Origin of the sequence: Chryseobacterium sp. Mn2064 (assembly GCF_049319685.1) — a bacterium.
Taxonomy (GTDB): domain Bacteria; phylum Bacteroidota; class Bacteroidia; order Flavobacteriales; family Weeksellaceae; genus Chryseobacterium.
In genome coordinates, this window is the sequence record NZ_JBMOUE010000002.1 from 595,443 (window position 1) to 620,027 (window position 24,585).

Sequence of the window (24,585 nt, forward strand, 5' to 3'; positions counted from 1 at the left end):
TTAAATCAGTTTTTCAATAATTCTTTTTGCCGATTGAATTTCATCGGCTTTTTTAAAAACAGAAGCCGTTACTATAGAGCCTTCTAGCATCACATAGATGGTTTCCGACAACTCTCCATTCGATAATATATTTTTATGATTACAATTTTCGACCAACATTTTTATGAATGTTTTGCTGTGCATTTTCGCAGCCTGAATCTCCGCCAAAAAGCGAGGGTCATCTGTTTCTGCTTCATCATTCGCTTTAATAAAGGGACAGCCTCCGAATTGCCTTATTTCCTGGCGTTGGGTATGATGATCGAAAAGAGCTAAAATTTTCCCTTTAGGATCGGAAACTTTCTCAACGGCAGCCTCCAGCCTTGAAAACCAAAGTTGGTGTGTTCGCTGAACGTATGCGATCAGAAGATCTGTCTTTGTTTCAAAATGTTTGTATAAGGAAGCCTTGGCAATATCAGCTTCCTCAATAATCTGATTGATGCCTGTATTGCTATAGCCTTGCGAATAGAATAATTTTTCAGCCGTATCGAGTATTTTATCAATGACGACTTGTCCTCTCTGTTTCATGGTACAAATCTAAGCAAATAAATAGACAACATTGTCTATTTATTTATTCAGGTTTTTCTATCCTATTATAAAATATTGAAATTGAAACCATTATTCAGATACTCAAAGAGCATTGAGAAGTTTATATAAAGTTGTTCTAAACCTCATCTATATTGACAAAACAGTTATCTTTGTTAGAGACCTCAAATTATCAGTTATGAAGTTAGAACTATATCAAATAGATGCATTTACAGAAGAAATTTTTCACGGAAATCCTGCCTGTGTTGTTCCATTGCAAAACTGGTTACCTGATGAAGTTCTTTTAAAAATAGCCCGCGAAAATGCTGTAGCAGAAACCGCTTTTTTTATTGATAATGGCAATACTATTCACCTGAGATGGTTTACGCCTGAGATAGAGATGGATCTATGTGGTCATGCTACCCTTGCTACGGCACATTGCCTGGCTTCTATTCTCAATTATCAGAACGACAGAATTGTTTTCCAAACCAAAAGTGGTGAGCTGACAGTGGATATGAGAGATGGATTTTATTATATGGACTTCCCTTCAAGAATGCCCGAAGCCTCTACTCTACCTGAAAGTATAGCACAATCTCTGAATATCCAGCCTAAAGAAGTCTTCCAATCAAGAGACTATGTTCTCGTTTATGAATCTGAGGAAGAGATCAAGAATATAAAAATTGAAAGATCTTTGTTTGATCTTATCAATCTGGATCCCGGAGGTGTAGTCGTAACTGCTGCAGGAAAAGACAGCGACTTTGTTTCAAGATACTTTACCCCACAGTCATCTATTCTTGAGGATCCTGTAACCGGATCTGCCCATTGTTCGTTGATTCCTTTCTGGGCATCAAGATTGGGAAAAGATAAGCTTTTTGCCCGGCAGCTATCGGAAAGAGGCGGTCAGCTTTATTGTGAAAATAAAAGCGAGAGAGTGATTGTAGCAGGTACCGCCAGAACGTATTCTGTAGGACATTTTTGGATTGAATAATAGTATAGATAAATTTTCCTTACGCAAATCCCATCTGCTTTATCTAAAAAATATAAAATCAGAGTAGAAAATAATCTACTCTGATTTTTATCTGATAAAAGAATCAGTGATTTTTTTTGCTCTCTATGAGTTTTCTGAAACTGTTGCTCCTTTTCCAATCTCTACTTTTTCATCATCCGCTTTGTTATAGACTGCAATACCTCCCACCCAGGTTTCCAGTACCGGGATATCTCTCATTTTCATATATTGTGATGTTTGAGTTTTCATTGAAAGAGGGTCCTGATCCAATATAACGAAATCAGCAAAATGGTTTTTCTTTAAAGAGCCTACCCAGTTGTCTGCATAGCACTGCCAAGCGGCATCATAGGTAACGGCAACCAGTGCCTGTTCTGGAGTAAGACACTCATTACTGTTTAAAACTTCGATAGTTGATGTATTCTTTTCCATGATTCTGGTAATAGACTGTTCCATCATTCTCAAAGGGCCCAATGGGCTTACTTCATTATCGCTGTGCAGAGAAATTCTCATCCCTGCGGCAAGCGTTGAACCGCAAAGATCCAGCATCTGAGCTTTTCCCCCGAAAATTACTTTCTTAAAAGCATATCCCCAGTATCCTACGTGACCGATAAGGAAACTTGGTGAAACGCCCATTTGAAGCATATTGGTAATTTGCTCTGATGTCAGAAGCGAGCAATGTTCTATACGGTTACGAAGTTCAGGACCTCTGTACTGGGCAAGAGTTCGTTGATAAGCATTGATGGCAAATGTGACCGCCTGATCACCATTCGCATGCACCATAAGTGGCCAGCCTTTAACCGCTACTACGGTATTAATTAATGTATTATAGCTTGGTGGAATCGTATGGGCAGGAATACCCGCCTGTGGAAAATTGAAGACTCCCGTATTATTCACAGGATCACAAAGATAAGGCGCACTCTGATAACCCGTCAGTCCCTGGTTTGAACCATCAGAAACGACTTTAATATGTCCATAATATACAGGTTTGTATTGACTAGGTTCTGTGTAATGATCAAGGTCATCTACTTCTTTCTGTCCCGAACAAAGATATGCTCCACCTGTTCTTACCCTTTCTTGGTGTGTATCGAAATAGGCTTTTAACAGTATTTTCGAACCTTTATTCAGTCCTGCATCATACATAAAGGTAACTCCTCTTTTGTTGGCGGTTTGAAAAAGATGGGTAAGATAACTATTAATCTGTAGGCTCATCGCGATGATCTGCAGCTTTACTACCTTCAATGCAGGTGTCATCTGTAGGCCTTCCTGCAGCTGACCTTTAGTTTTCTTGATATAATCATCGGCAGAAGAGTAATTACGCTTCACTTCAGGGCTGTGATCATATACATATGTTAATGCTTTGGTGTTAAGATAAAGTGTATGCATAGAAGCACTTAACAGCATTATGGGTACATCTGCATTAATGTCATCAAGCACTGTATTATTGATGGTTATGAGTTCATTTTTATCATTTAAAACTTCAAATGGCATTAATGACGGATCCAACCCTCTTCCTAGGATAAAATAACCCGGAATTTCAGGAATATGTTCGTTTATTTTTGATCCTACGAAAGACAGATCATATACAGACCGTAAATTCTGTCCATCAAAAGGGCTCACATCCAGCCAGCCCTGCATCATGGCTTTAGGAACCATATGAACGTGTGGTTCAATAAGGCCCGGAAGTAAAGCCTGGCGGCTGGTTAGTTCTCTGCTAGTATATCCCGGATAATGCTTGTTCATATGATCTTTTACCTCATTTTTCTTACCGGTTATTACCACATTTCCATCAGCTATTCCAATGGCTTCAACGGTATCGGTTGATCCGTCAATCATTGGTCTGATAATTCCTCCGCTGATCATAAGCGCCTGCGGTTTTTCGTGAGATGGTTTTCCGGAACCTGGGTTTATTTTTGTCAGATTCTCTGCACTGAAGATTTCTTCTTTTAGAATTTCTAAAACAGGATTGTTGCAAGAGCAATGGGTGCAGCCATGCGTGTGGTCATGTAAATTTTCCATAAAATTAATTGGGTTTGATTGTAGTTGATGTTCAGTTAACTGATATTAGTTTGTAATAAAAGATTCTTTTTTGCCCATGAAGAGAGAAGCCTGTCCTTAGATGAGGCTTACTATTTAATCAAAAAGTAAAAAAGATTATTTTAGGATATTATGTTGAAATAAATATCGTGATTTGAATAAATTTCATTTGTTTTCATGTTTTAGTTTATTTTATAAATTTAATAAAAATATTCTTTCAATTCGTTTTTTATCACCGAATGTTGATTAATTATTTCTATCTAATTTTTTAATTTACAATACATTCCATATTAATTCACTATTTCAACCTATACTCTTTTAACCTTTCAAAAGGTATTCTTTCCTGGGATTTCAGTTATAAAATGAAGCTCCTATTTTCACGGAAACGATTGAGAAAATCATTGCTAAAATTGCGTCAAAAGATTACAACAAAGTAGTATTATCTTTTGATTTTTACCAAAACACTACCCTATATTTAGAAAACAATATAAATAAGAAGGTAATATCAATTGTTGAACTGATTTAATGTTTAATTTAGCATAGAATTAAAATGCGCTGAGATTTCTATGAAAAATATATTCTGTGTATTGCTTCTTTCTATGGTACAGCCTATAATGGCACAAACCAAACTGGATAAAGCTCTTACCAATCTTGAGAATAATTACGATCAGGAGAAAGTTTACTTACTTACCGACAAATCACAATATGCCGCAGGGGATAAAATCTGGTTCAAAAGTTTTATATTTGATGGCTACAACCGCTCTCCCCTTTCTACTACTTTATTTGTAGAACTGTATAGTTCTGATAAGAAATTAATCGACTGGAAAACAGTACTTTTAACTAATGGTGAAGGCAGTGGAGATTTTCAACTGAAAGAAGACCTTCCTGAACAGGTATATTTCGTAAGGGCGTATACACCTTATATGACCAACTTTAGTGAAGATTTCCAGATTGTTAAAACTATTCCGGTTTACAACCCAAACTCCACAGAATCTTTAGCTGTTTCTAAAAGCTCCGATTGGTCAGCCAAAGCCTCTCCGGAAGGAGGAAGCCTGATTAACGGAATCCCTACAAAGTTTGCCATAAGAATATCTACCACAAATTCCTTCCCGGAAAATTGGACAGGAAAAGTAATAGATGCCCAAAATCCTAATACACCCATTACTACATTCAAATCTTTTGATAAAAATGTGGCGTCTTTCACAATAACTCCTGCAGCTGGAAAAAAATATCAGGCAATCATTCAGGATAATAATGGAAAAAAACAGACAATTGATCTGCCACAGGTTGCAGATAACGGAATTCATCTGGAAGTTCAGAGTTCTAAAGAAGGAATCAAATATACCTTAAAAGGAGTCAATCTAAAGCAGCAGCCTCAAGATTATAAAATCGTAGGAACCATCAACAATCATCTTGCCTATAGAGCTAATATTAAACAGCTGACGGGTGAGATTTCAAGTCTTATTCCTACCAAAATAAGTAACGGTGCAAACGCTATTTTACAATTGGCTATTTTTGATGAGAACGACAATCTGGTTGCTCAAAGGCTTTGCTTTATAAAACCTGGTGATTTAAAAATTGAAAAAGCAGATATTGTTGCACAAAGCCTGAAACCAACCCCAAGATCTTTCAACAGCATTGATCTGTCTCCGGAGTCTTATTTCAAAAATTACACTGTTCTGGTAAATGAAGATGACGGCAGCAACACTCCGGAAGAAGAAAATCTCCTGAGTGGACTTTGGTTGACAGGAGATTTTACCGATAGAATAGACAGACCAGCTCAGTATTTCTCAAAGAACGCCAATACCGAAGCCTTGGACGCTCTTCTTATTTCTGAAAAATGGAAAAGATTTGACTGGAATTCTGTGCTTACAGGAGCTACGCCATCCATTAAAAGCAATTCTTCAAAATACCTTTCTTACAAAGTAAAACCTATTAAGAATAATGCTTTGATGGTTAATTCTAATGTCATTTTAGCGGTCAGAATGGGTAAAAATGAGCCAAGCATCACTCCTTTTAAAACAGATCAGAACGGGTATATTTATTTAAATGAACTTAATAATGATGAACCTCTTAGTGTGTCATTATATGCCAATTCAGAAAAGAATCAAGAATCAAGTACAGATAATTTATTTGTTACAGCCGAACCATTGATCAATCCTACAGAATTTAAAGGAAGTTTCCCCGGTACAAAATATACACTGGTAAAAGCTTCCGGAAATAAAACGCTTCCACCAAGCATTTCAAGAGCGATCAACACCCAAAAGAATAATAAGAAAATAGAAAGTGCCGATATAGAAATTGAACAGGTAAAACTGGTAGGAAAAAAGAAAGATCCAAAGGAAGAACTAGACAAACAACTATCCACCGGAATGTTCAGCTCTATGAATTCTACGGTATTTGATTTCGTGAATGAAGATCAGCATGCCACAGGATCCAGTAATATATTAGACTGGCTGCAGGGAAGAGCTGCCGGTTTAACTTTCCAGAGAAACAATTCCGGGGCGAATGTACCTTATATCCGTGGTCAGCAGGCTAAGCTCTATCTGGATGAGGTCCTTACTGATGCTTCCATGATTGCCAACCTTCCTGTCACCAATATTGCGATGGTGAAAATCATTAAAAATTCCGGGTTACTAGGTGATGCAGTAGCCATCTACACCATGAGAGGCGATATGAAGACCAAAAGTAATGCAAAAGAAACGAAACAAAATAACAACTCCGCCATTATAAAAGGATATGATAAACCTTCAGAATTCCTTGTTGAAATGCTGGATGAGAATGTTAAAATTGATAACGACAGCCGTGAAACGCTATACTGGAATCCTAATTTGTTTGACAGCGATTACGTTCCACCGAGAATTAAGTTTTTCAATAACGACAGCGCAAAACAATACAAAGTACTGATCATTAGCTTTGATGAAGACGACAATATTCTTTATGATCAGCAAATCTTAAAATAATAAGAAGATTTTGAAAATACAGCAAAAGGGGAGCAAAAAGTAATGGATGCTCTCCTTTTTCTTACTCATTATTCCAACGCTTAGAAAAAATTGATTGACTCTTTGCTCCTTCATAATAAACAGCCTTACCTGTAAATTTTTGCGTTTAAAAATAACCATCACTTATTATGACTAAAGTATATATCGACAACAATCAAATCAATATAAAAAGCATCAACTATTCCCAAATAGATTTTGGCAAACTAAATCCGAATGTTGACTATAATGAATATAGAATATTAATCACTATCGATGATTTTATCCATAAGATAAAGCCAAAGTATGATGCTTTCCTTGAAGAATATATTCAAGATGATGAGATCAATAACGATTTTACACCCATGTACGACGGCGCAGAACATTATCCTGATTTTACCATGTTTATGAATCTGACAAGCGATCAAAAAATACAAACGGTAAGTGGCTATTTTATATACATCCTATTGGATGAATTTATAGATGACTACAGTCTGAATAATAAAGAAGTATATCTGCTTAGGAACTTAGAAAACATCACCATCAATAATGACTATATTATATTCGAAGGTAAATCTTTATATATTATAGATTAGTATTTTGTTGAATCCAAAAATTAAAAAGAATTGATCACTCTTTTGAACTCCATAGAAAGAATCAAGTTCAATAAAAAGAGGTTTAAAGGAATAAAAATTGGCTTACATCTATGCAAGTTGGACAAATTATAAAAGGGCCTTCAACGACTTCCTTGCTCTCTAGAGGGTCTTTCAAACTGCCTAAAACCATTGGAGTAAGTGAGTATCAACAGCTATAGAAATAGCTCTAAGGGCTTCCCAACCACCTCCAGACCGTTACCAAAGGGACTCCAGGGACTTACCTAACCCCTTAGAGGGTCTTCTGAACGGCCTTTACCCCCTTTAGGAAGTGTCTCTCCCCCCTTAGGTAAGGGGGTAGAGGCACTTGTAGAACAGGGTCCCGGGACTTCTGAACCGGCTTTAGACCGTTACACAAGTGGGTACAGCCCCTTATCATACTACCTAGAAAAGCTCACAGGGATTCTTTTAAAAAGTCTGTTTACAATACTGAATCTCCTCTCCCACAACATTTCTTACAAGTCACTAGTACAAAGCCACTTAACTAATCATTTCATCCGATCGTAGTTCTACTACAATTTTTCAGATTTAATACAATTTTGTATTGAGTAATGTGTTTTTTATCTAACTTCGGTGACATAATACCAAAAAAAACGCACCAAATATTATGAAAAAAACCTCAAATTCTGAGAAAGTTTCAGAAAACCACATATCGGGTATCAACCGGGTGGTAAAGCTGGACATTGTGGTTGAGGGCAAGGCGATCAATCACTTTAAACACTTTCGTTTACGACAGAGTGCAAGAAAGCACCATGATTTTGAACTGGTATTGGCCCATGACTCTTTGGGTGAGGTACAAAACCACAACCTTGCACAGGCCCAAAAGTTCCTGGGAAAAAGAATCACCATTACTTTTAAATATAAAGATGCTGAAAGTGAAAGCCCTGAAAGAACTTTTGTAGGTCTCATTACCCAGGTAGCCTTTAGTCAGGAAAAAATGAGTCTGGGGAATATTGTCTTAAAAGGAAAAAGTCCTACAATTTTGATGGATTCAGCTCCCCATACCCAAAGTTTTGGAGGAAGCCAAACCGTGAATACTCAAATTATTGCCAACCGCATTATCAAAGAAACCCTTGGAACCAACAAATTTGATTTCAGAGTAGACACTCAGAACAAAAGCTACATCAGTTACAGTTCACAGTACAACGAAACTCATTATAATTACCTTACAAGAATTGCCGAAGCCTACGGAGAACAGTTTTACTATGACGGGGAAATCCTTCATTTCGGGAAACTTCCTTCTTCTGAAAAACCAATCCAGTTGGTCTATGGCAGTAACGTAAATGATGTGACTGTTGAGTTAAAAGCAGTTCACACCAAACCGGAATATTTTGGGTATAACAGCAGCAATCACACTAAAATGGTTGGTACTGACGACCGTATACAGCATGTAGGAGAATTGTCTTCCAAAGCGTATGAACTGAATGACAGTATTTTTACCACCCGATCATTAACTCCTACTCCCGTTAATGCCAATATGTTCCTCGATGTTGACGATTCTCAAAAAAGTGCAAGAGGAAGTAAAGCTGTAGAGGTTTTTACTGTTTCAGGGCAAACAACAGTTCCTTTCCTATACATTGGCTGTGTTGCCGATCTCGCGATGAGAAAAACAGACAGCAATGAAACCTCTCATTTTACCACACTTATGATTACAGAGGTCAATCATGAAGTAAATGCAAGAGGATATTATACAGGAAGCTTTGAAGCAATAGCCGAAGGAACAGGTTTTATGCCTAAGCCTGATTTTGAAATGCCAAAAGCAGAGCCCCAGGTAGCCACGGTTATCTCCAATGTAGATCCGCTGAACCAAGGAAGAATACAGGTGAGATTTGACTGGCAATTAAATGATACGACTCACTTTATCAGAATGATGAGCCCCGATGCAGGAGGTACAGACGCCATTACCCAAAACAGAGGCTTTGTAGCGGTTCCTGAAATTGGCGACCAGGTAATGGTAGGATTTGAATACCACAATCCCGATTTTCCCTTTGCAATGGGAGGAATGTTTCATGGGCAGGTAGCTCTGGGCGGAGGTTTGGATAACCATCTGAAATCTATACAGACGAGAAGCGGTATTAAGGTTTTAATGAATGATGCAGAAAAGAGTGTAACAATTAAAGACCCTAGCGGGAATACCTATTTTATGGATGGACAGGGAAATATTCACGTTACAGCACCTAAGAATATGACTTTTACAGCCGGAGAAGACATGCATATTTCGGTGGGCAGGAATATGACCACGAAAGTTGGGCAGGACAGCACCCTGAATATTGGAAATGACCATACCGAATCTATTACCAAAAGATACACCCAAACATCAGAAAATAAAATCATTACGGTAAGACAGGATCAAACAGAAAGTACAGGCAATGTGTTTAAAAGTACCTCCGGTGAAGCCGATATACAAACTTCTAAAGGTGATTTAAAACTGAGGGGAACAACATTAGCTGTATTCCAGGGAGGAAAAGATGTTAAAGTAAGTAAAGGCTAAGCTTTTACGGAAGATTTCAACCTCAACAATTGAATCCAATTCAAAATAGTAACACATGGAAGAGCAAAAGACTTCAGCGCATGACCAGAAGCTTTCTGCAAAAAAAGCAGAGCGAAAGAAAAAAGCCAGTGAAGATTCTCCTTTAGAAAAAAGAGAAATGGTAATGCATGGAGCGAAGTTGAAGTGTCCCTATGCTCAGGCACCAGGAGACCTGAAAGTGACCTCCAACGAAATAAATCTTCAGGATAAGCTCTTTGCAACAAAGGGTGACGGCAACAATATGGTGAATCTTCAGTTTAAAGGAACCTGTGGGCACCCCAAGTGGCCTGCTAAAAATATGTCTCCCCCACCCTGTATGAGTGTTATCAAACTGAGTCCGTGGCAAAATCTGGGAACATCTATTATACAGGAGCAGACCGTTTTGGTAAAAGAATCCTATATCAGTTGTAATCCGGACTTCAATACTGCGGTGGCTTCACCTATTCCGAAAGCTGCAAGTATAGCTTCCAGTACAGATGAAAAGCCTACCATCATTTTAGGATACTGGGTGAATAAAAACAATAAAAAAATAAAACTGCATCCTTACGGGGATGATGAGCTGCATTTTTACTTTGAAGCCAATAAAGCGGCAATAGGGAAAAAGATGACATTTACAGTATATGAGTCAGACTCGGGGCCATTAAATGATGATAATTTATATCAAAAAAACTATACAATTGCCCATGAAAAAAGCTCCATAACCATTCCTTTAACAGCAGATTTGTTTACCAAAGGGGAAGAAAGCATATTAGAGCTATATGCAGAAATTAAACTGGAAGGCACCACTTATGAACTGCCACAGGAAACTGATTATCTTAAAATTCACGCCGTTGAATTTGTTCCTAAAATAGAAGGCACATTACAATGGACAAACGCTAAAAAGTTACAAGAAATATGGTTTAACGGTAATGAAAATGATAAACCTTGGTTAATTGATCCTAAGGTTGATTTATTATCCATGGACTGGGTATTATCGTATCCCCGAATGAAAACTGAATATGATAAAATTATCACAGGAAAATGGAAATCAGAAAATGCAGTAAAGCTTCTCAAGAAAAGGATTAAAGAAATGGTGAAAGATCCTGCTATAAGATTAAAGCTGCCTACAAAAGAGAACGAAACTATCAGCTTTGGAGTTTCTCGAAAAGACTTACAAAAATTTGATAATATTGATCAACCTAAATTAGGAGGAAAAAAAGCTTCGGAAATAATGCCATTATTTGAACGGTTTTATTATCAAAGTGTTTCCTATAATATCAGCAGAAATATTCTTGCCATGGAGCCTTTAGATGATTTATTCGGCGCACTGGCAAGCTGCCAGTTCAGAGTCATTGCATTTGGGACCATTACGAGAAAAAGCTGGAAATCTCCCCTAGGAATAGATTTAAAGAATTATCTGGTTAAAATCACAAAAATCGGAGTTTATATAAAGGATAGTTTCGATTTTATTACTGAAGATGAATATCTGGGTGATTGGTCGCCTAAAAAGAATAAAGTATCTGTAAATCCATATGGACCTACCATGAGTACTTACTATAAAATAGAAAATAAATCCTATAGAGACTGGAGAAAAGATTATAAGAAAGGAATGGACTTTAACTTATATACCGATGTAAAATATTTAAATGTAAATCATGAATTTTATGCTGCCCCTCAGGAAATTGAATAAACTATCATACACTGTTGTATATAGTGCTGTTTTTTTTGTCATTATATCAATACTGTATTTTATTTTGAATAAGATCGTTGGGAAAGTCGTTGGCTCTCCCTGGGGTTCTGCTTATCACTGGGCACATCCTTATTCATTTATTATGGTATTTGCTGCTTTTTTTATGATAACAATGTTGTTGCTAAGAAATAAAAAGGCCACCCGCAACGGTATGTTTTATTTGACTTTTTATGTAATCTGGATCCTATTTTCCTTGGCTTTTTCCGGGTTACTGTGGTCTTTTTTTGATATGAATGCCGGTTACTTTCCTCAGGGAGCCGATTTTTTCAAAAAAATATTTTTAGATATGTTTTATGGTTTAACCTGGGGTGGACTTGCTATTTTAAGTGCCTTACCATTTAATTTGTTAGTTTTTGCAGTATCATTTTTTATTCTTAAAAATTATAAGGCTCTAATTAATAATAATACCTAGAGGTACAATATAAGAACTCCAATAATTTCTACTAACAGGCTCAAAATATGATGCTATGAGTGAAGTACAAGAAAAAGACAATTATTCTGCAAACCCCAATCAAAAGGTTTATGATATGCCTCATCAGACAGATCATGAAGTGAATGTGGTGAAAATATATTTTGCGAAACAGGTTCCTAAAATGACTTGGGAAACCAAAGAAGAGACTTATACCGTCAAAAGTGGTGGTCTTGTATCGGATGTAAAAAAGAAATATGAGAAAAAAGGGAGAAGAAATATTCAGGCTGATAAAGAGGATTCTGTAAGATTGACAGCAAAAGAATCGGTAAAAGTCACCTGGGAAGAAGAAGTACAAGCCAAAAAAGCGGATGGCAGTCCCGATTTTGATTATGAAAGAATCGATCAGGCAATCATAAAGAAGAAAGTGTGGGTAGTTGCAGAATGTCAGGGAAACAGTGGAAAGCTTTCAGTAGAAATCCATGAAAATAAATTAACAAATACAGAAAACGTATATGATAATCCTGTAAAATTCTTAGATGGTGAGACAGAAAAAAGTACTCTTGAATTCAGTATCAATGGAACACTTGTATATGCTAAGGAAATAACAATGCGTCCCAAGAGTGATCAGGATGTAAAGAAGTTGATAGAAAAATTCAGTAAAAGAACAGAGGTAAACGCCTTTCTGTTCTTCAAAGCTGAAGTAAAGGAAACTCAGGATACAGTAATATATCCAGATGATACCCACGAATTTTTAAATAAGGAAAACGACAGATTTGAAATTAAAGGAACTCCTTGCTACTGTAACAGAAACATCACAGTGGATGAGATGATAGATCTGATTTATCATTTAAGAGATAAACAAAATTATAAGTCAAAAAGAGATTCGTTTTTTAATAGTGGTAAAGAAAAAATAACAACCATTAGTATTACAAGTGGAAAGATTTCAGAAAACAGAGATAAAATAAAACTCTTTACCGATGAAATGAATGCCATGTTTAAGAAATTTGACATTAAAACCTGCCGAAGAAAAATTCATTTTCTAGGTCAAATGTATCTGGAAACCATAAGTTTTACTTATACCTATGAAAGCAGAGACTCTGTACCCGATAATTATAAAGGTGGTGTAGCATTTCAGGGAAGAGGAATGAAGCAAATAACCCATGACTATAATTACCTGGCCTATTATGACTATGTTAATAATACCAGCCACTCAGACACCTATATGAAATTCAGATCAGGGTATGAAAGTGTTGGCGAATGTGTACAAAACAGGCCGAAAGCGCGCGAAAACGGACTCACAGAAGCCTTTTATGAAGATTTAAAAACATATGCTAAAAACATTTCCGAGAATTTATTCCATGCTTTCAATTCTGCCGGCTGGTATTCCACTATTTATAAAACCGCTACGATTAAAGCAATGGATAATGGATTGGAGGACTCGGATGTTGAAAAAGTGACAACGGCTATTAACGGAGGGCAAACCAATATAGCCGAAAGAAAAGACTACACGAAATGGACTAGAGAATTTTTTAAATATGATACAGAATGCGTAAACAAATAATATACCTCTTCTTTCTTCTTTTCTATTCTCTGCAAAACTGCCAGAGTATTTCGACGAGTAACGATATTCCGGTTGTAGAGAACAAGAAAAAAGTAGGATTTATAAACCAAGCTGCTGATGCTCAATGTGACAGTTGCTATGCCATTAGAACCGTAAAAATAAAAGATAAAAATCTTACATTTAAGATCCCCGTCTCTATAAATAATATTAATAATAAGAATATTTTTCAGGAAGATTATGAGCTTTTAGTAAATCAATCAAAAAACGGGCTTTCAATCAAGTATAACAGTCTTACTAGTTCTGATTCATATATTTTTATGATCAGAAAAAACAAAAATACTATTGCAATTGCCAAAGTAACCAAAATTAGCTCTGCTGTGAATCATCATAAAATTTCCAAAAATGATTATGCTGATTATCCAGCCACATCCATCTGTGAAAAAAATGTCAATTACGTTTTATTATATGATCGGGAAATTAATCTGAATAACTATTTTATAAATGATGGTGAGAACTGTTTTTTGTGCCCATCAAAATACAGTGTTCAGGAATGTTTGGAAAAGAAGAAAGCGAACGCCCAATTTCATTGGCAGTAAATAGACAAAGGAAATAAGTATAAGGGCTCTGGAAGTGAACTGTTTTCCCGACTTTCTCCTAATGCAAACTATGTTGCAGTAGATGCTATCATTAAAGATTATGTGCATGAAAGTGATAAAGACAGTACGCTCCACGAAAACTATACGTGTGCCATTATCGATCTGCAAAAAGCAAAAATAGTAAAACAAATGCAGCAGGATTGTGATGGAGTCTGGAACAAAAAAAGCCAATGGATCTCTTCCGGTGGAAAAGTTATTTTTTGAGTAAAAAACAATGATTGCGATTATAAATTATAAAACCAGGTAAAAATTATGGAACCAATGTTTCCCATAAATGTCAAATTAAACCTTTCGGAAGGAAAGAAATTTTACCGTTATACTTATAATGAATATACCACCACCCATGGAAAGACTCACAGAAGTGAGCTCAACAAGAATCTCCATGTTTCTTTACAACGGTTGGAAAATGAAGGATTTGAATACCATATTGATATTTTTGACAGAGTTCATCTGGATAAAGAACTGTCGCCGTCTGAAAAAGATTTTTTAGCCCAAATTGCAGATATCAATAATGAAGTCGTACTCCTGACAGACGAATATGCCCGTTTGAAAAATATACAGGGATTATCTGTTCTTCAGCATAAAGTGGCAAAAACGGTAGAAAAGCTCTCCAGATCGTATGTGGGCAAACAGGCAGAAGAACTTTATCGGTTTTTAAAAGAGTTTTATCAAAAGGAGAATTTAGTAGGCAAAGACTTTTTAAAGAAGAACCATTTTGGGATGATCCTCCATCCATTTTATGGAATGTATGAACAGGAGAATGAGGGAAAGCATAGGGTACGTTACAACAATTTTATGACTCATACAGTAATCGATATAGATGAAACGGTACAAACGGAGGCTATGCGTTATGATGAAGAGTTATTGCTGTTACAATATACCGGCGCTATTCCTTCTGATAAAAACTGGGAAATGTTTTATGGCGAAATGAAAAGAAAACAAGTAGCTTATAACAGGGAAAAAGATATTCCGCAATTAGACAAATATAAAGGGCAGATGCTATTGGACTTTACAACCAAAGAAGTATTGGAGCATAAACTTACTATAGAATTCTCTCTGGGAGAAAACTATCAGAAGAAGATCATCTATCATATCAAAGAAATAAGTCATGAAGACCTATAAAAAGATCACTGTAATAGCGATAATACAAACTGATTGAAAACTCCTGTATTAAAAAAAAGAAAAATCTTACCATGGCAACACGTATTACAATAACAGACTCCGGGCAGACGCAAACGTTAAACGGGCCATTGGCTCCGGATACTCCCGATGACTCCATACAGCGTATTACTGCTGTTTATTTTGCTAAAAAGGTGACCGCAGACAACGGAGCAAGAGTAAGTTTCACAAAAATTGATTCTGCACACGCACAGCAGGATCATCTCAATCAGGCTATTCCATACGATGCCATATTGGGAAAAACAGTTTATCTGGTGATAGAAACCAGCAATATGACAGACCTGAGCATTGATGCCGTGATAAGACCATCCGCAGATACCCTTACAGGAAATACAGACACATTACAGCTCATGCGTTTCCTATCCCCTAACCGATATGAAGCACAAAGGCTATTCACCGTACAGGTAGGAAATTTTGATGCCCTGAACAACAGATCGGGAAGCCATGCTCATTATACCAACCTTCAAAGTGACCATATCAATAAAGCCATCATTAAGCTACAGCTAAGACCTGATTCAAGGGCTACATTTGATACATGGACCCAGAGACTCGCGGACGGCACAATCAATTTAGAAGTTGCCGTAGAAAGGACAGACAATAATCCCTGTGCCTATGGAGATTCGGAGCAAGAAGTAAACGGAGCCGGTATTTTCCTCAATGATGACACAGGAAGATTCAGGGTGGTTAATAAAAACCTATACAATATTCATCATGGTGAAAATACCTATAATACCTTAGCTGTCATCAGTACAAATCCGGAAAGAAGAAGAAGGATTCAGAAAGTATTGAATAACCACTCTAGCGAAATTATCTTTTTCTATCACGACCAAAACGATAACGAACACAGGATCTGTTCCAGAACAAAAGAAAGTGTAACCAGAAAAAGAAGAGTGAATACCATCCCTCCTTTGGCCCAAAGAGGTAACCTTATACAGACCATAGATTTTACTGCGAACAGAGCTGCCGGAGAGCAGATTGATGCTCATCAGTTATTGGTATATTCCAACGGAACTCTTGGTGATGGTGCCACCGATAAATGGTACGCCAATCAGCAGGGAAATGTAGAACTGGTGAATATGGATATTATAGGAAACGCGGGCGTTGGCCCACAGATTTTCGAAGCATTCAACTATAACCGGGACGGAGTGATCATCCGATATGGATTTCAGCATACCCGAAGAAGAAGTATTCAACCCGATTTATTTTCCGGTTTCCTGGGAGCATTAGCTCAATTCAGACAGCAGGGACACAGTCATTATATTGTATCTCAAGGATTTTCCTATTCTGATGCATCGTGCTATCCCAGTGCAGAACACGTGAACGGAGAAGCAGGAGATTTGAATTTATTAACGGCCCAGCAGGATGGAGTCAATACCATTCTTACGGCAGCCAACTTTGACTATGACAATCAGGTTATTCTTCGGAATATTCTCTATGATTTCGGATTTGAATCTGGACGGTCCGAAGACTTCTCCAACACCTCCAATGCCAGTGCTGCAGACAATACCACGACAAGATTGCCCCATACCACTCATACGGCTACCCCAAGACATAATAACCATTTGCATGTTCATGGTTTCACCCCAATATTAGATATCTATGCTTAAGACCCATATTGCCTTTTTTACAGTGTTAATGTTCATTTTTCCAAGCTGCATCCATGCTCAAACGGAAAATACAGTCATTCATCAGGAACCTCAATCTCCGAATGCCAAATCAATTCCCTTCAACAGCAATACCAAGGATTGTATAACAGTGCCTTTCGGATATTCAGATATTTCCAAACAGGTAACGGTTGATGCTGTGCTATCTGCTATACAGGATAAAAATAAATTAAAGCAAATAACCGATCTACAATTTGACACAGACCTCAAAAAAGATCGTATCATCATTCCCGAAGATTATGATGTTATAGGACCGTTCCTCAAAGATCTCAATGAAAAATATGACCAGCTCAGGATTTCATCACACTTTATATGTTATGGAAAATATTCATTCTATTTTATGGCGGTCTATAATACTGTTCGTTATGCGGAACCATTCATTGAAAAAATATATTTAATTTCAACAAAGGACAACAAACCTTTTGATATGAAGAGGATATATCTTCACCATGAAGGAGAAATGGGGCTTGCCAACTATACCCTATTTAATATCGATACCAACCACATCCTCTCGATACGGGATTATGAATTTTCCGAGAATCCTTTTACGGTAAAACCTTTGCGTAAATATCAGCTTCTTCCTTCCGGATGGTTTTCCCGATATTACGACAACGATGGTCCTTATAAAAATAATGAAGAACAGGGAATGGTAAAAAATCATCATAGAGAAGGAAAGTGGATAGAACTCAGATCAAACAGATTTATAGATTCAAAAGAATATCCTGACTTTACCGACACGTATACGTACCTGGAAGCAGAATACAAAGATGGCATACCTGTTGGAAGCTGGAACTGCTATAAATTACTGCAAAAATACAATGAAAAAACCGGTGAACCCATCTTTAAAACAAGGAAGAAAGGGAAACTGATTTATACTGAAATATATAAGGATGGGATGTTGGATAAACGGGTGTTTCATTAATGTAATGATCTCCTCTACCCTTTTAATTCTATTCAATATAAAGAAAAAGTCAAATCTTCTATAGATAAAAAAATTTAGAGAGCAACCAAACCTACACGTAAATCAATAAAATGAATTACCTTTTTTCTTCTATTAAAATAACACTACGGAAACCCGTAATTCCTAATTCATTCTTAGGTGTATATTTGAACCGAACAAAAAAAAATAATTATGATCCACGAATTTACACAAGATCACTGGACCAATGCAGGTGATACTTTTATTATGTTAATTGAAAAAGAAGAACCAGGGAAACATTTAATTCAAGTTTATAAGAAAGAAGAAGATGGTGGTTATATTCCAATAAATGTTGGAATTAAAGATACAGGAAACTCAATCATTCTTTCTGTAAATAGAATTTCTTTTGATGGGTACATTGTAGCTAAATAGTAAAGAGTTCTTAAATCTCCGAAGTCTCCGACTTCGGGGATTTTATTTCAATCCCTCAACTATATTAATCAAATTTTTCATAAAGCTGGAGAATTTTGTCTCATCTACTTAGTTTTATTTTCAATTAAGGCGTTGACCTTACAATAGCAAAATAAGTACTCTGTCTTTTACTCTGAGCCTTATTTTCCGGTTCCAGAATATTCTTTTCCGGTTCCGAACCACTCCGGACATATAAATAACCTCTCCGTTGGGGTCTCCCAACCCCAAATTAGGAGTCCTGAACCTATCCGAAGAAGTTCGGAACCACGCCGGACCTATATATAACCCCTCCGTTGGGGTCTCCCAACCCCAAATTAGGAGTCCTGAACCTATCCGCAGAAGTTCAGGACCTTAAAGAAGCAGTTCGGAACCTCAAAACAGGGTTACAAGACCCCAACCGATATATCCGGAACCACAAAGGATGAATAAATAAGGGGGAAATTTTCAAAAAAAACAGGATCTTTCAAAAGAAACTCCCAAGTATTCCGTTTAATTCTTAAATTTGGCTAATGCGAAATAACCTTTATCTCATCATTCTATTATGTTCTCTTACCAGCTGCTATACTTATCAGGTAAAGAAGCAACCGGACCCGGCAACCGATAACAAACAGGACCCTAAAAAGAATACTGCTCTTGCCAATCCCGCTTCTCCGCAAATGAACAGCGCTCCGACGGGATCTCAAAATCTGAGCCTACAGCCACAGCCTGCCGCTCCTGTCAATATTCAGGATAAGCTTGCATCGGGTAAAAATGTTAAGATTGAAGTAGATGGACAGAGTTATAAAGTAATTGTTGACAAATGGCAGGGAGACAGCCTTGTTGCACATCCCGTTCGCAATGCCAAAAAAGTTCTGAAATTCCACAAGAACCAGATCAACGCTGATAAAATTGCTGAAAAGCGTTTTTCACAACCTATAGCTGATATTCTTACTGTTACAGCTTACGCCGCCATTGGTGTCGGAATATGGTTTCTTGTACGCTAGTTTTTGAATCTCTTCTCACATTATAAAAAACAGCACTATATAGAAATAGTGCTGCCTGGGGGAATGAATTAATCTTTATACTTGATAAAAACGGCTTCAATCTTTTTTACTTTCACATCCATGGTGGACGAACTTGCGCTGAATGTATTGGAGTTTTTGTTGCCATTGTTCAGAGAACCGAAATCATTTTTCTGGCTTCCGGTTACTTCCTCTACCAGCTTCACGATGACACCATCTGCCCCTTTAGACTTTCCTAGCTTAATAACCTGATCCTGTGTTTTCTGTAAAGATTTGAATCCCTGGTTAACACTGGATTTCCCCATTACTTCATAAGGTCTTTTTATATTTTCTGCTTCCAGATACACATCTACTTTTTCTGTGGGAGTATAGCTTTTCCCAAGATAAGCCTGACCTTTAACTTTCGATACCCATACCGAAACTGACAGGAAAAATAAGGACATAGCAATCCCCTTAATGAAATTAATTGTTTTCATTCTCATTGATTTTTTTGTTATTTTTTTATTGATTAATTTTCCGAAACCGAAGGATCTGTGCTGTTTTTATTAGATACTACTTTCCCAGACATGGCTTTCATAAAACTTTCACGATACGTCTGCCCAATCGGAATTATATCTTCTGTATATTCCAGATGAACCGTATTCCCCTGAATCATGGTAATAAAAGGAGCCGCGATAATAAAAGACTTATGTATTCTTACAAATCGGACGCTGGATAGTTTCTCTTCCAGACTCCCAATATTGAGCAAAGTGGTGATCTTCTCTCCTTCTCTTGTATGAAAAGTGACGTACTTACTTTTGCTTTCTATATAGACAATATCGTTCATCCTTACTTTTACCAGCTTTCCTTTATATTCTGTTTTGATGAGCATAAAGTCATTCTCTTCTGAATGATTCCCCAGCTTGGATTGCTTTATATTTTCCTGAGCGCGCTGTGCTGCCTGAAGAAACCTTGGAAAGAAAATAGGTTTCAGCAGATAATCTACTACATTATGTTCAAACCCTTCTAAAGCATATTCTCTAAATGCAGTGGTGAGGATAACCTTGCTTTTGCTCTTTAACAGAGGAAGAAACTCAATCCCAGACATTCCCGGCATCTGAATATCAAGAAAAATAAGATCTACCTCTTCTGTGTTCAGCAGCTGAAGTGCTTCCATCGGATTACCGGCAGTTCCCACTAACTTTAGAAAGGGTGTCTGCTGAATATGCAATGTCAACAGTTCTATGGCATGCGCTTCATCATCTACAACAATACATGTAATCATAGCTTAAAGGTTTATCGTTATTTCATTGGAATAAAACTGTTCGTCTTCTTTTATGGTGAAAGAATGCCTGGAACCATACATCAGGTCCAACCGTTTTCTTACGTTGCTGAGACCAATGCCTTTTGAAGGTTCTTTATTTCCTTTTTTCTTTTTATTCTGTAGTAAGAAATGAACCTGGCTTTCTGTAACCTTGAGTTCAATGTTCAGTTTATTCTGTGCGTCTGTTAAATCACCATGCTTAAAAGCGTTCTCTATGAGAGTAACAAAAACAAGAATGGGTACCTGAACTTCTTTAAACCCGATCTCCTCATGATACTGAATCGCCAATTGATGATTGAATCGAATTTGATTCATGGTTATTACTTTCTGCATTTGAGCTACCTCAGACATCAGCGGAACGGTTCCCAATTCTCCCCAATCTTCCAATGCATAGCTCATAATTTCAGACAGGAGCTGTACGGCTTCAGCAGCTTCAGGCTGAGTTCTGTAGGTTTTTGTATAAATAAAACTCAATGAATTGAAAAGAAAATGCGGATTGATCTGATATTTCACGGCGGCTAATTCAGCTTTCAGTTTCTGTTTTTCGAGTTCTGTTTTCCGTTGGCTCATTTCATTGGAGATCATAAGAACGGCGGCAAAGATAGATACCAAAAGAATCAGCACATCCAACATAATGATTGACAAAACAAAGGTACGGACCGTAGTATGATGCTGATCCAAAACGATTGGTGTGTCTATATGGAATGCCCAGATGTATTCATAAAGGGTAAGTACAATAAAAAACAGAGCGATTTGCCATCCTAATTTTTTCCAGTCTTTCCTTTCTAATGAAGGGATAATGATCCTGAAAATTAACAGATAGTACACCACAGTTCCTTTGAGAATAGAATGTGCGAAGTTCCAAAAAATGTTTTTGCCTCCAAACTGTTCCAAGGTGAGTGCACGTCCCTGCAAAGCAACCAGAAATAGAAATGCAATCATCGACCAGCAGGTATATAGCACCCAGATAATCAGTATTTTTTTCCAGTTTTGCTTTATAAAGAGTTTCATTGTATCCTGTCCTAGATTTGTAAAAAGATATGTAAGGTATCTTTTATAGTTTTCTAATTTGCTGCTGCAAAGGTAGTCCGTTCATAATTCTATATAAAATAAAATACGCAAACAGTCGTATTGTAGCCATCAACAGTGATATTGTGAATACAACTTAATTTTATGGTTAAAAATTATGTATTGATCTGCCCATTTTTCAGTGCCTGATATTCTGCCTGTTGTTTTTTGGGTAATTTAGCCAATACTTCATCTACAGAATGCAGGATGAGCTTTTTAACCAATTCATCGCTTACATCACCGTTCAATTGTATACTGTTCCAGTATTTTTTATTGAAATGCCATGCGGGAGAAACAGCATTATATTTCTCACGGAGTTCGATGGCATAATCAGGATCGCATTTTACAGAGATATTCAGATCGGTATCATCCAACGGAATCACGGTAAACCACTTATCATACACCCGAAACATCAGATATTCGTCTTTAAAGGGCATATCCTCAGTGGCTAAAGGAATAGACATACAAAATTCACGAAGTTCTTCTATATTCATAAGCTCTATTTTAGATTCAAAAAAGATCAGTATTTTGGGTCTTATCAACAAAGATAGAATGGAAAAATGACATTCGTTATATCCAATAAAGGATTTCCTGTAAAATTCAGCAAATGAATTGTTTCCCATAAAAAAACCTCCCGAATAGAAGGAGGAAATTGTTTTTTTAGAATTATGAATGTTAAGGATTCTCAAATATAGGTGTCGGATGTATAGTTAAATATGATCGGGGTCATACTGCTACAGAAAATCGCCATTAAAAATGTAAAATATCATACAAACACTTATTGACACTGATTTTTTTTATCAAATTGTTCTATTTTTGTTTAAAATTACAGCAAAATCATGCAAGTCTATACAGAAAGATTACTCTTACGCGATATTACCCTAGAGGACAAACAAGCTCTTTTTGATTACCGTTCCGATGCAGAAGCGAATAAATTCCAGAGCTGGATTCCTGAGAGTTTGGAAGATGTGGAAAGTTTTATTCACCGAAATGCAAAAGAATTCAATCAACCGGAAAGTTGGTACCAGCTTTTAATTACGGATAAAGAGACAAAAGCCGTCCTTGGTGATGTTGGAATTCATTTTTTTGGAAGCGAAAATTTACAGGTAGAATTGGGAATTACGCTGAACCAATCGTTTCAAGGTAAAGGTTATGCTTCGGAAACACTAAAAGGGATCATCGATTTTCTTTTTAATGATCTGCACAAACACAGAATTATGGCTTCTATTGATCCTGACAACACTGATTCAATGAAACTTATGGAAAGAATAGGTTTAAGAAAAGAAGGTCATTTCGTGAAAAGCCTGTTCTGGAAAAACAATTGGGTAGATGATGTTATTTATGCTGTTCTGCGGGAAGAATGGCCCAGGTAAGATTGCTTTCAACCCTTTTGCATATATTTTAGCTATAAACTATCAGTAGATCCGCTACAAGAATGACTTAAATTTATGGTGTAAAGTTTAAAACCTTGATCCATGAACAAACAGCAATAGCAAATCAAGGCTCGCAAAGATTGGTTTAAAATTTATTTGCTTAAATTTATATAGTTAACTATATAGTTTAAAATATTTTTATATCTTTGAATTCAAATTAAAACAAATGGATACTGATTTTATAAAACAAATGGGCTACAAAGCACTGGATTCCCGAATGAAGAGAATAAGTGATAAAATAGCCTATAGTGTCAAAAAACTATACAAGGATCACAAAATAGAAATAGAACCTCATTGGTATCTTGTTTTTATGCTTTTGAGAGACCGGGGACAATTATCTATTGCAGAAATAGCAGAAGCATTAGGGTATGCCCATCCTACTCTGGTAGTAACGGTAAAAAATATGAATTCCAAGGGTTATCTTATCGTTGAAAAAGATCCGGTTGATAAAAGAAAGCAAATGATATCCCTATCCCAAAAGTCAATTGAGATGATGCCGCAGTTTGAAATACTATGGAACAGTTGTGAAGCCGCTATTTTAAAGTTGATAGATCATGACTTCGGAATTATTGACTACCTAGATCAAATGGATGATGCACTGGAAAGAACGTCATTTTACTATAGATTTAAACAAGAATATAACAATGAAAACAAATAATCTCATGAAAAATGTAATAGCCTTAATTTTCTGTCTATTCTGTTTATCAGTATATGGAAAAGAAACCACCGTAACTGTAAGAGTAAAAGCTAAAGATGCCAAATTTATCGGAAGCTCTTTGGGGGGTGCCTATGTTATTATTCGCAATAAAACCAACAACAGCATTCTCGCAGAAGGCAAAACAACCGGAAGTACCGGCAATACTGATTTGATTATGAAATTTCCCAAAGAAAGAAATGCCTCCATTACAGACGATGCCACGGCTAAATTTGTAGCCAAAATTAATATTGAAGATCCAACTTTTATCAGCGTTGAAGTTCTGTCACCATTCAACAATAAACAGGCACAGTCTAAGGTCACTTCAGAAATGTGGCTTATTCCCGGAAAAGATATTATGGGTGAAGGGATCATCATGGAAATTCCTGGTTTTATCATAGATATTCTGAGCCCTCGAACTCATCAATATATTGCATTGAAATCCATCATTGGAAAACCTTTTCAGATTCAGGCCAATATTGTTATGATGTGTGGTTGTGTAATTGACAAAGGTGGAATCTGGAATTCCGACACCTTCGAAACTAAAGCTATTATCAAGCTAGATGGGAAAAAGATTGACGAAGTTAATGTTAAATTACTGTCTACCAATCTTTTTGAAGGTAATTTCAATATTTCCAAACCGGGAAATTATGAGGTTACGGTCTATGCTTATGATCCTTCAACCGGAAATACAGGTGTAGATACTGTGAACTATGTCGTATTTCAATAAAAA

23 protein-coding genes are annotated in these 24,585 nt (G+C 36.7%); 17 read left to right on the forward strand and 6 right to left on the reverse strand.

Annotated elements, in window-relative coordinates; all coding sequences use genetic code 11:
• On the reverse strand, positions 1–564 hold the full coding sequence (locus tag ACL9RH_RS09865) for a TetR/AcrR family transcriptional regulator (RefSeq protein WP_422693190.1): 564 nt from the start codon (positions 562–564) through the stop codon (positions 1–3).
• Positions 565–760: 196 nt separating this feature from the next.
• Here ACL9RH_RS09865 and ACL9RH_RS09870 point away from each other — a divergent pair, with 196 nt between their 5' ends.
• Positions 761–1,549 carry a PhzF family phenazine biosynthesis protein gene (locus ACL9RH_RS09870; RefSeq protein WP_422693191.1) on the forward strand — a complete coding sequence of 263 codons (789 nt, stop codon included), beginning with the start codon at positions 761–763 and terminating at the stop codon, positions 1,547–1,549.
• Positions 1,550–1,672: 123 nt separating this feature from the next.
• On the opposite strand, the gene ACL9RH_RS09875 is transcribed toward ACL9RH_RS09870, so the two are convergent.
• On the reverse strand, positions 1,673–3,583 hold the full coding sequence (locus ACL9RH_RS09875) for an amidohydrolase (protein WP_422693192.1): 1,911 nt from the start codon (positions 3,581–3,583) through the stop codon (positions 1,673–1,675).
• 584 nt (positions 3,584–4,167) lie between these two features.
• Here ACL9RH_RS09875 and ACL9RH_RS09880 point away from each other — a divergent pair.
• From ACL9RH_RS09880 to ACL9RH_RS09940, 13 genes are all read left to right on the forward strand, one after another.
• Positions 4,168–6,564 carry a hypothetical protein gene (locus ACL9RH_RS09880; RefSeq protein ID WP_422693193.1) on the forward strand — a complete coding sequence of 799 codons (2,397 nt, stop codon included), beginning with the start codon at positions 4,168–4,170 and terminating at the stop codon, positions 6,562–6,564.
• Between the two features lie 167 nt (positions 6,565–6,731).
• Complete coding sequence (locus ACL9RH_RS09885) at positions 6,732–7,175, forward strand: hypothetical protein (protein ID WP_422693194.1); 444 nt, start codon at positions 6,732–6,734, stop codon at positions 7,173–7,175.
• A gap of 664 nt (positions 7,176–7,839) precedes the next feature.
• The gene (locus ACL9RH_RS09890; RefSeq protein ID WP_422693195.1) at positions 7,840–9,723 is read left to right on the forward strand and encodes a type VI secretion system Vgr family protein; all 1,884 of its coding nucleotides are present in this window, start codon (positions 7,840–7,842) and stop codon (positions 9,721–9,723) included.
• A 55-nt stretch (positions 9,724–9,778) separates the two neighbouring features.
• Positions 9,779–11,431: a DUF6402 family protein gene (locus tag ACL9RH_RS09895; protein WP_422693196.1), complete on the forward strand. Its 1,653-nt coding sequence runs from the start codon at positions 9,779–9,781 to the stop codon at positions 11,429–11,431.
• Between the two features lie 64 nt (positions 11,432–11,495).
• Positions 11,496–11,903, forward strand: coding sequence for a hypothetical protein (locus tag ACL9RH_RS09900; protein WP_422693197.1), 408 nt, complete (start codon positions 11,496–11,498; stop codon positions 11,901–11,903).
• Positions 11,904–11,958: 55 nt separating this feature from the next.
• Positions 11,959–13,464 carry a hypothetical protein gene (locus tag ACL9RH_RS09905; RefSeq protein ID WP_422693198.1) on the forward strand — a complete coding sequence of 502 codons (1,506 nt, stop codon included), beginning with the start codon at positions 11,959–11,961 and terminating at the stop codon, positions 13,462–13,464.
• Positions 13,449–14,060 carry a hypothetical protein gene (locus ACL9RH_RS09910; RefSeq protein ID WP_422693199.1) on the forward strand — a complete coding sequence of 204 codons (612 nt, stop codon included), beginning with the start codon at positions 13,449–13,451 and terminating at the stop codon, positions 14,058–14,060. Before ACL9RH_RS09905 ends, ACL9RH_RS09910 begins: the two co-directional genes overlap by 16 nt.
• A 102-nt stretch (positions 14,061–14,162) precedes the next feature.
• Positions 14,163–14,324 carry a hypothetical protein gene (locus ACL9RH_RS09915; protein ID WP_422693200.1) on the forward strand — a complete coding sequence of 54 codons (162 nt, stop codon included), beginning with the start codon at positions 14,163–14,165 and terminating at the stop codon, positions 14,322–14,324.
• Positions 14,325–14,372: 48 nt separating this feature from the next.
• On the forward strand, positions 14,373–15,242 hold the full coding sequence (locus ACL9RH_RS09920; RefSeq protein ID WP_422693201.1) for a hypothetical protein: 870 nt from the start codon (positions 14,373–14,375) through the stop codon (positions 15,240–15,242).
• 71 nt (positions 15,243–15,313) lie between these two features.
• Positions 15,314–16,906 (forward strand): hypothetical protein, encoded by a 1,593-nt coding sequence (locus ACL9RH_RS09925; protein WP_422693202.1) that lies wholly within the window; start codon positions 15,314–15,316, stop codon positions 16,904–16,906.
• Positions 16,899–17,885, forward strand: coding sequence for a hypothetical protein (locus tag ACL9RH_RS09930; protein WP_422693203.1), 987 nt, complete (start codon positions 16,899–16,901; stop codon positions 17,883–17,885). The genes ACL9RH_RS09925 and ACL9RH_RS09930 overlap by 8 nt, the downstream gene beginning before the upstream one ends.
• A 210-nt stretch (positions 17,886–18,095) precedes the next feature.
• A complete protein-coding gene (locus tag ACL9RH_RS09935) occupies positions 18,096–18,314 on the forward strand; it encodes a hypothetical protein (RefSeq protein WP_422693204.1) in 219 nt (72 codons plus the stop codon).
• Positions 18,315–18,862: 548 nt separating this feature from the next.
• Entirely contained in the window at positions 18,863–19,336 is a 474-nt protein-coding gene (locus ACL9RH_RS09940; RefSeq protein ID WP_422693205.1) for a hypothetical protein, read from the forward strand.
• A 68-nt stretch (positions 19,337–19,404) separates the two neighbouring features.
• Here the strand turns inward: ACL9RH_RS09940 and ACL9RH_RS09945 are convergent, their stop codons facing one another.
• The 4 genes from ACL9RH_RS09945 to ACL9RH_RS09960 form a co-directional block, all read right to left on the reverse strand.
• Positions 19,405–19,830, reverse strand: coding sequence for a hypothetical protein (locus tag ACL9RH_RS09945; protein WP_422693206.1), 426 nt, complete (start codon positions 19,828–19,830; stop codon positions 19,405–19,407).
• Between the two features lie 32 nt (positions 19,831–19,862).
• Entirely contained in the window at positions 19,863–20,618 is a 756-nt protein-coding gene (locus ACL9RH_RS09950; RefSeq protein WP_422693207.1) for a LytR/AlgR family response regulator transcription factor, read from the reverse strand.
• Positions 20,619–20,621: 3 nt separating this feature from the next.
• Complete coding sequence (locus ACL9RH_RS09955) at positions 20,622–21,668, reverse strand: sensor histidine kinase (RefSeq protein ID WP_422693208.1); 1,047 nt, start codon at positions 21,666–21,668, stop codon at positions 20,622–20,624.
• A 173-nt stretch (positions 21,669–21,841) separates the two neighbouring features.
• On the reverse strand, positions 21,842–22,219 hold the full coding sequence (locus ACL9RH_RS09960) for an MmcQ/YjbR family DNA-binding protein (protein ID WP_422693209.1): 378 nt from the start codon (positions 22,217–22,219) through the stop codon (positions 21,842–21,844).
• A 345-nt stretch (positions 22,220–22,564) separates the two neighbouring features.
• On the opposite strand from ACL9RH_RS09960, the gene ACL9RH_RS09965 reads away from it, so the two are divergent.
• The 3 genes from ACL9RH_RS09965 to ACL9RH_RS09975 all read left to right on the forward strand — a co-directional run bounded on the left by ACL9RH_RS09965 (position 22,565) and on the right by ACL9RH_RS09975 (position 24,582).
• Positions 22,565–23,098 (forward strand): GNAT family N-acetyltransferase, encoded by a 534-nt coding sequence (locus ACL9RH_RS09965; RefSeq protein ID WP_422693210.1) that lies wholly within the window; start codon positions 22,565–22,567, stop codon positions 23,096–23,098.
• A gap of 226 nt (positions 23,099–23,324) precedes the next feature.
• Positions 23,325–23,816 carry a MarR family winged helix-turn-helix transcriptional regulator gene (locus ACL9RH_RS09970; RefSeq protein ID WP_422693211.1) on the forward strand — a complete coding sequence of 164 codons (492 nt, stop codon included), beginning with the start codon at positions 23,325–23,327 and terminating at the stop codon, positions 23,814–23,816.
• Between the two features lie 4 nt (positions 23,817–23,820).
• On the forward strand, positions 23,821–24,582 hold the full coding sequence (locus ACL9RH_RS09975) for a hypothetical protein (RefSeq protein ID WP_422693212.1): 762 nt from the start codon (positions 23,821–23,823) through the stop codon (positions 24,580–24,582).
• The last annotated feature ends 3 nt before the right edge of the window (positions 24,583–24,585 follow it).

Bases quoted from the DNA above. Each gene is read 5' to 3' on its own strand.
- ACL9RH_RS09895 (WP_422693196.1), top strand. From the start codon at position 9,779: ATGGAAGAGCAAAAGACTTCAGCGCATGACCAGAAGCTTTCTGCAAAA.
- ACL9RH_RS09865 (WP_422693190.1), bottom strand. From the start codon at position 564: ATGAAACAGAGAGGACAAGTCGTCATTGATAAAATACTCGATACGGCT.
- ACL9RH_RS09870 (WP_422693191.1), top strand. From the start codon at position 761: ATGAAGTTAGAACTATATCAAATAGATGCATTTACAGAAGAAATTTTT.
- ACL9RH_RS09960 (WP_422693209.1), bottom strand. From the start codon at position 22,219: ATGAATATAGAAGAACTTCGTGAATTTTGTATGTCTATTCCTTTAGCC.
- ACL9RH_RS09930 (WP_422693203.1), top strand. From the start codon at position 16,899: ATGCTTAAGACCCATATTGCCTTTTTTACAGTGTTAATGTTCATTTTT.
- ACL9RH_RS09890 (WP_422693195.1), top strand. From the start codon at position 7,840: ATGAAAAAAACCTCAAATTCTGAGAAAGTTTCAGAAAACCACATATCG.
- ACL9RH_RS09975 (WP_422693212.1), top strand. From the start codon at position 23,821: ATGAAAAATGTAATAGCCTTAATTTTCTGTCTATTCTGTTTATCAGTA.
- ACL9RH_RS09950 (WP_422693207.1), bottom strand. From the start codon at position 20,618: ATGATTACATGTATTGTTGTAGATGATGAAGCGCATGCCATAGAACTG.
- ACL9RH_RS09945 (WP_422693206.1), bottom strand. From the start codon at position 19,830: ATGAAAACAATTAATTTCATTAAGGGGATTGCTATGTCCTTATTTTTC.
- ACL9RH_RS09905 (WP_422693198.1), top strand. From the start codon at position 11,959: ATGAGTGAAGTACAAGAAAAAGACAATTATTCTGCAAACCCCAATCAA.
- ACL9RH_RS09875 (WP_422693192.1), bottom strand. From the start codon at position 3,583: ATGGAAAATTTACATGACCACACGCATGGCTGCACCCATTGCTCTTGC.
- ACL9RH_RS09910 (WP_422693199.1), top strand. From the start codon at position 13,449: ATGCGTAAACAAATAATATACCTCTTCTTTCTTCTTTTCTATTCTCTG.
- ACL9RH_RS09965 (WP_422693210.1), top strand. From the start codon at position 22,565: ATGCAAGTCTATACAGAAAGATTACTCTTACGCGATATTACCCTAGAG.
- ACL9RH_RS09940 (WP_422693205.1), top strand. From the start codon at position 18,863: ATGCGAAATAACCTTTATCTCATCATTCTATTATGTTCTCTTACCAGC.
- ACL9RH_RS09880 (WP_422693193.1), top strand. From the start codon at position 4,168: ATGAAAAATATATTCTGTGTATTGCTTCTTTCTATGGTACAGCCTATA.
- ACL9RH_RS09920 (WP_422693201.1), top strand. From the start codon at position 14,373: ATGGAACCAATGTTTCCCATAAATGTCAAATTAAACCTTTCGGAAGGA.
- ACL9RH_RS09955 (WP_422693208.1), bottom strand. From the start codon at position 21,668: ATGAAACTCTTTATAAAGCAAAACTGGAAAAAAATACTGATTATCTGG.
- ACL9RH_RS09970 (WP_422693211.1), top strand. From the start codon at position 23,325: ATGGATACTGATTTTATAAAACAAATGGGCTACAAAGCACTGGATTCC.
- ACL9RH_RS09935 (WP_422693204.1), top strand. From the start codon at position 18,096: ATGATCCACGAATTTACACAAGATCACTGGACCAATGCAGGTGATACT.
- ACL9RH_RS09885 (WP_422693194.1), top strand. From the start codon at position 6,732: ATGACTAAAGTATATATCGACAACAATCAAATCAATATAAAAAGCATC.
- ACL9RH_RS09925 (WP_422693202.1), top strand. From the start codon at position 15,314: ATGGCAACACGTATTACAATAACAGACTCCGGGCAGACGCAAACGTTA.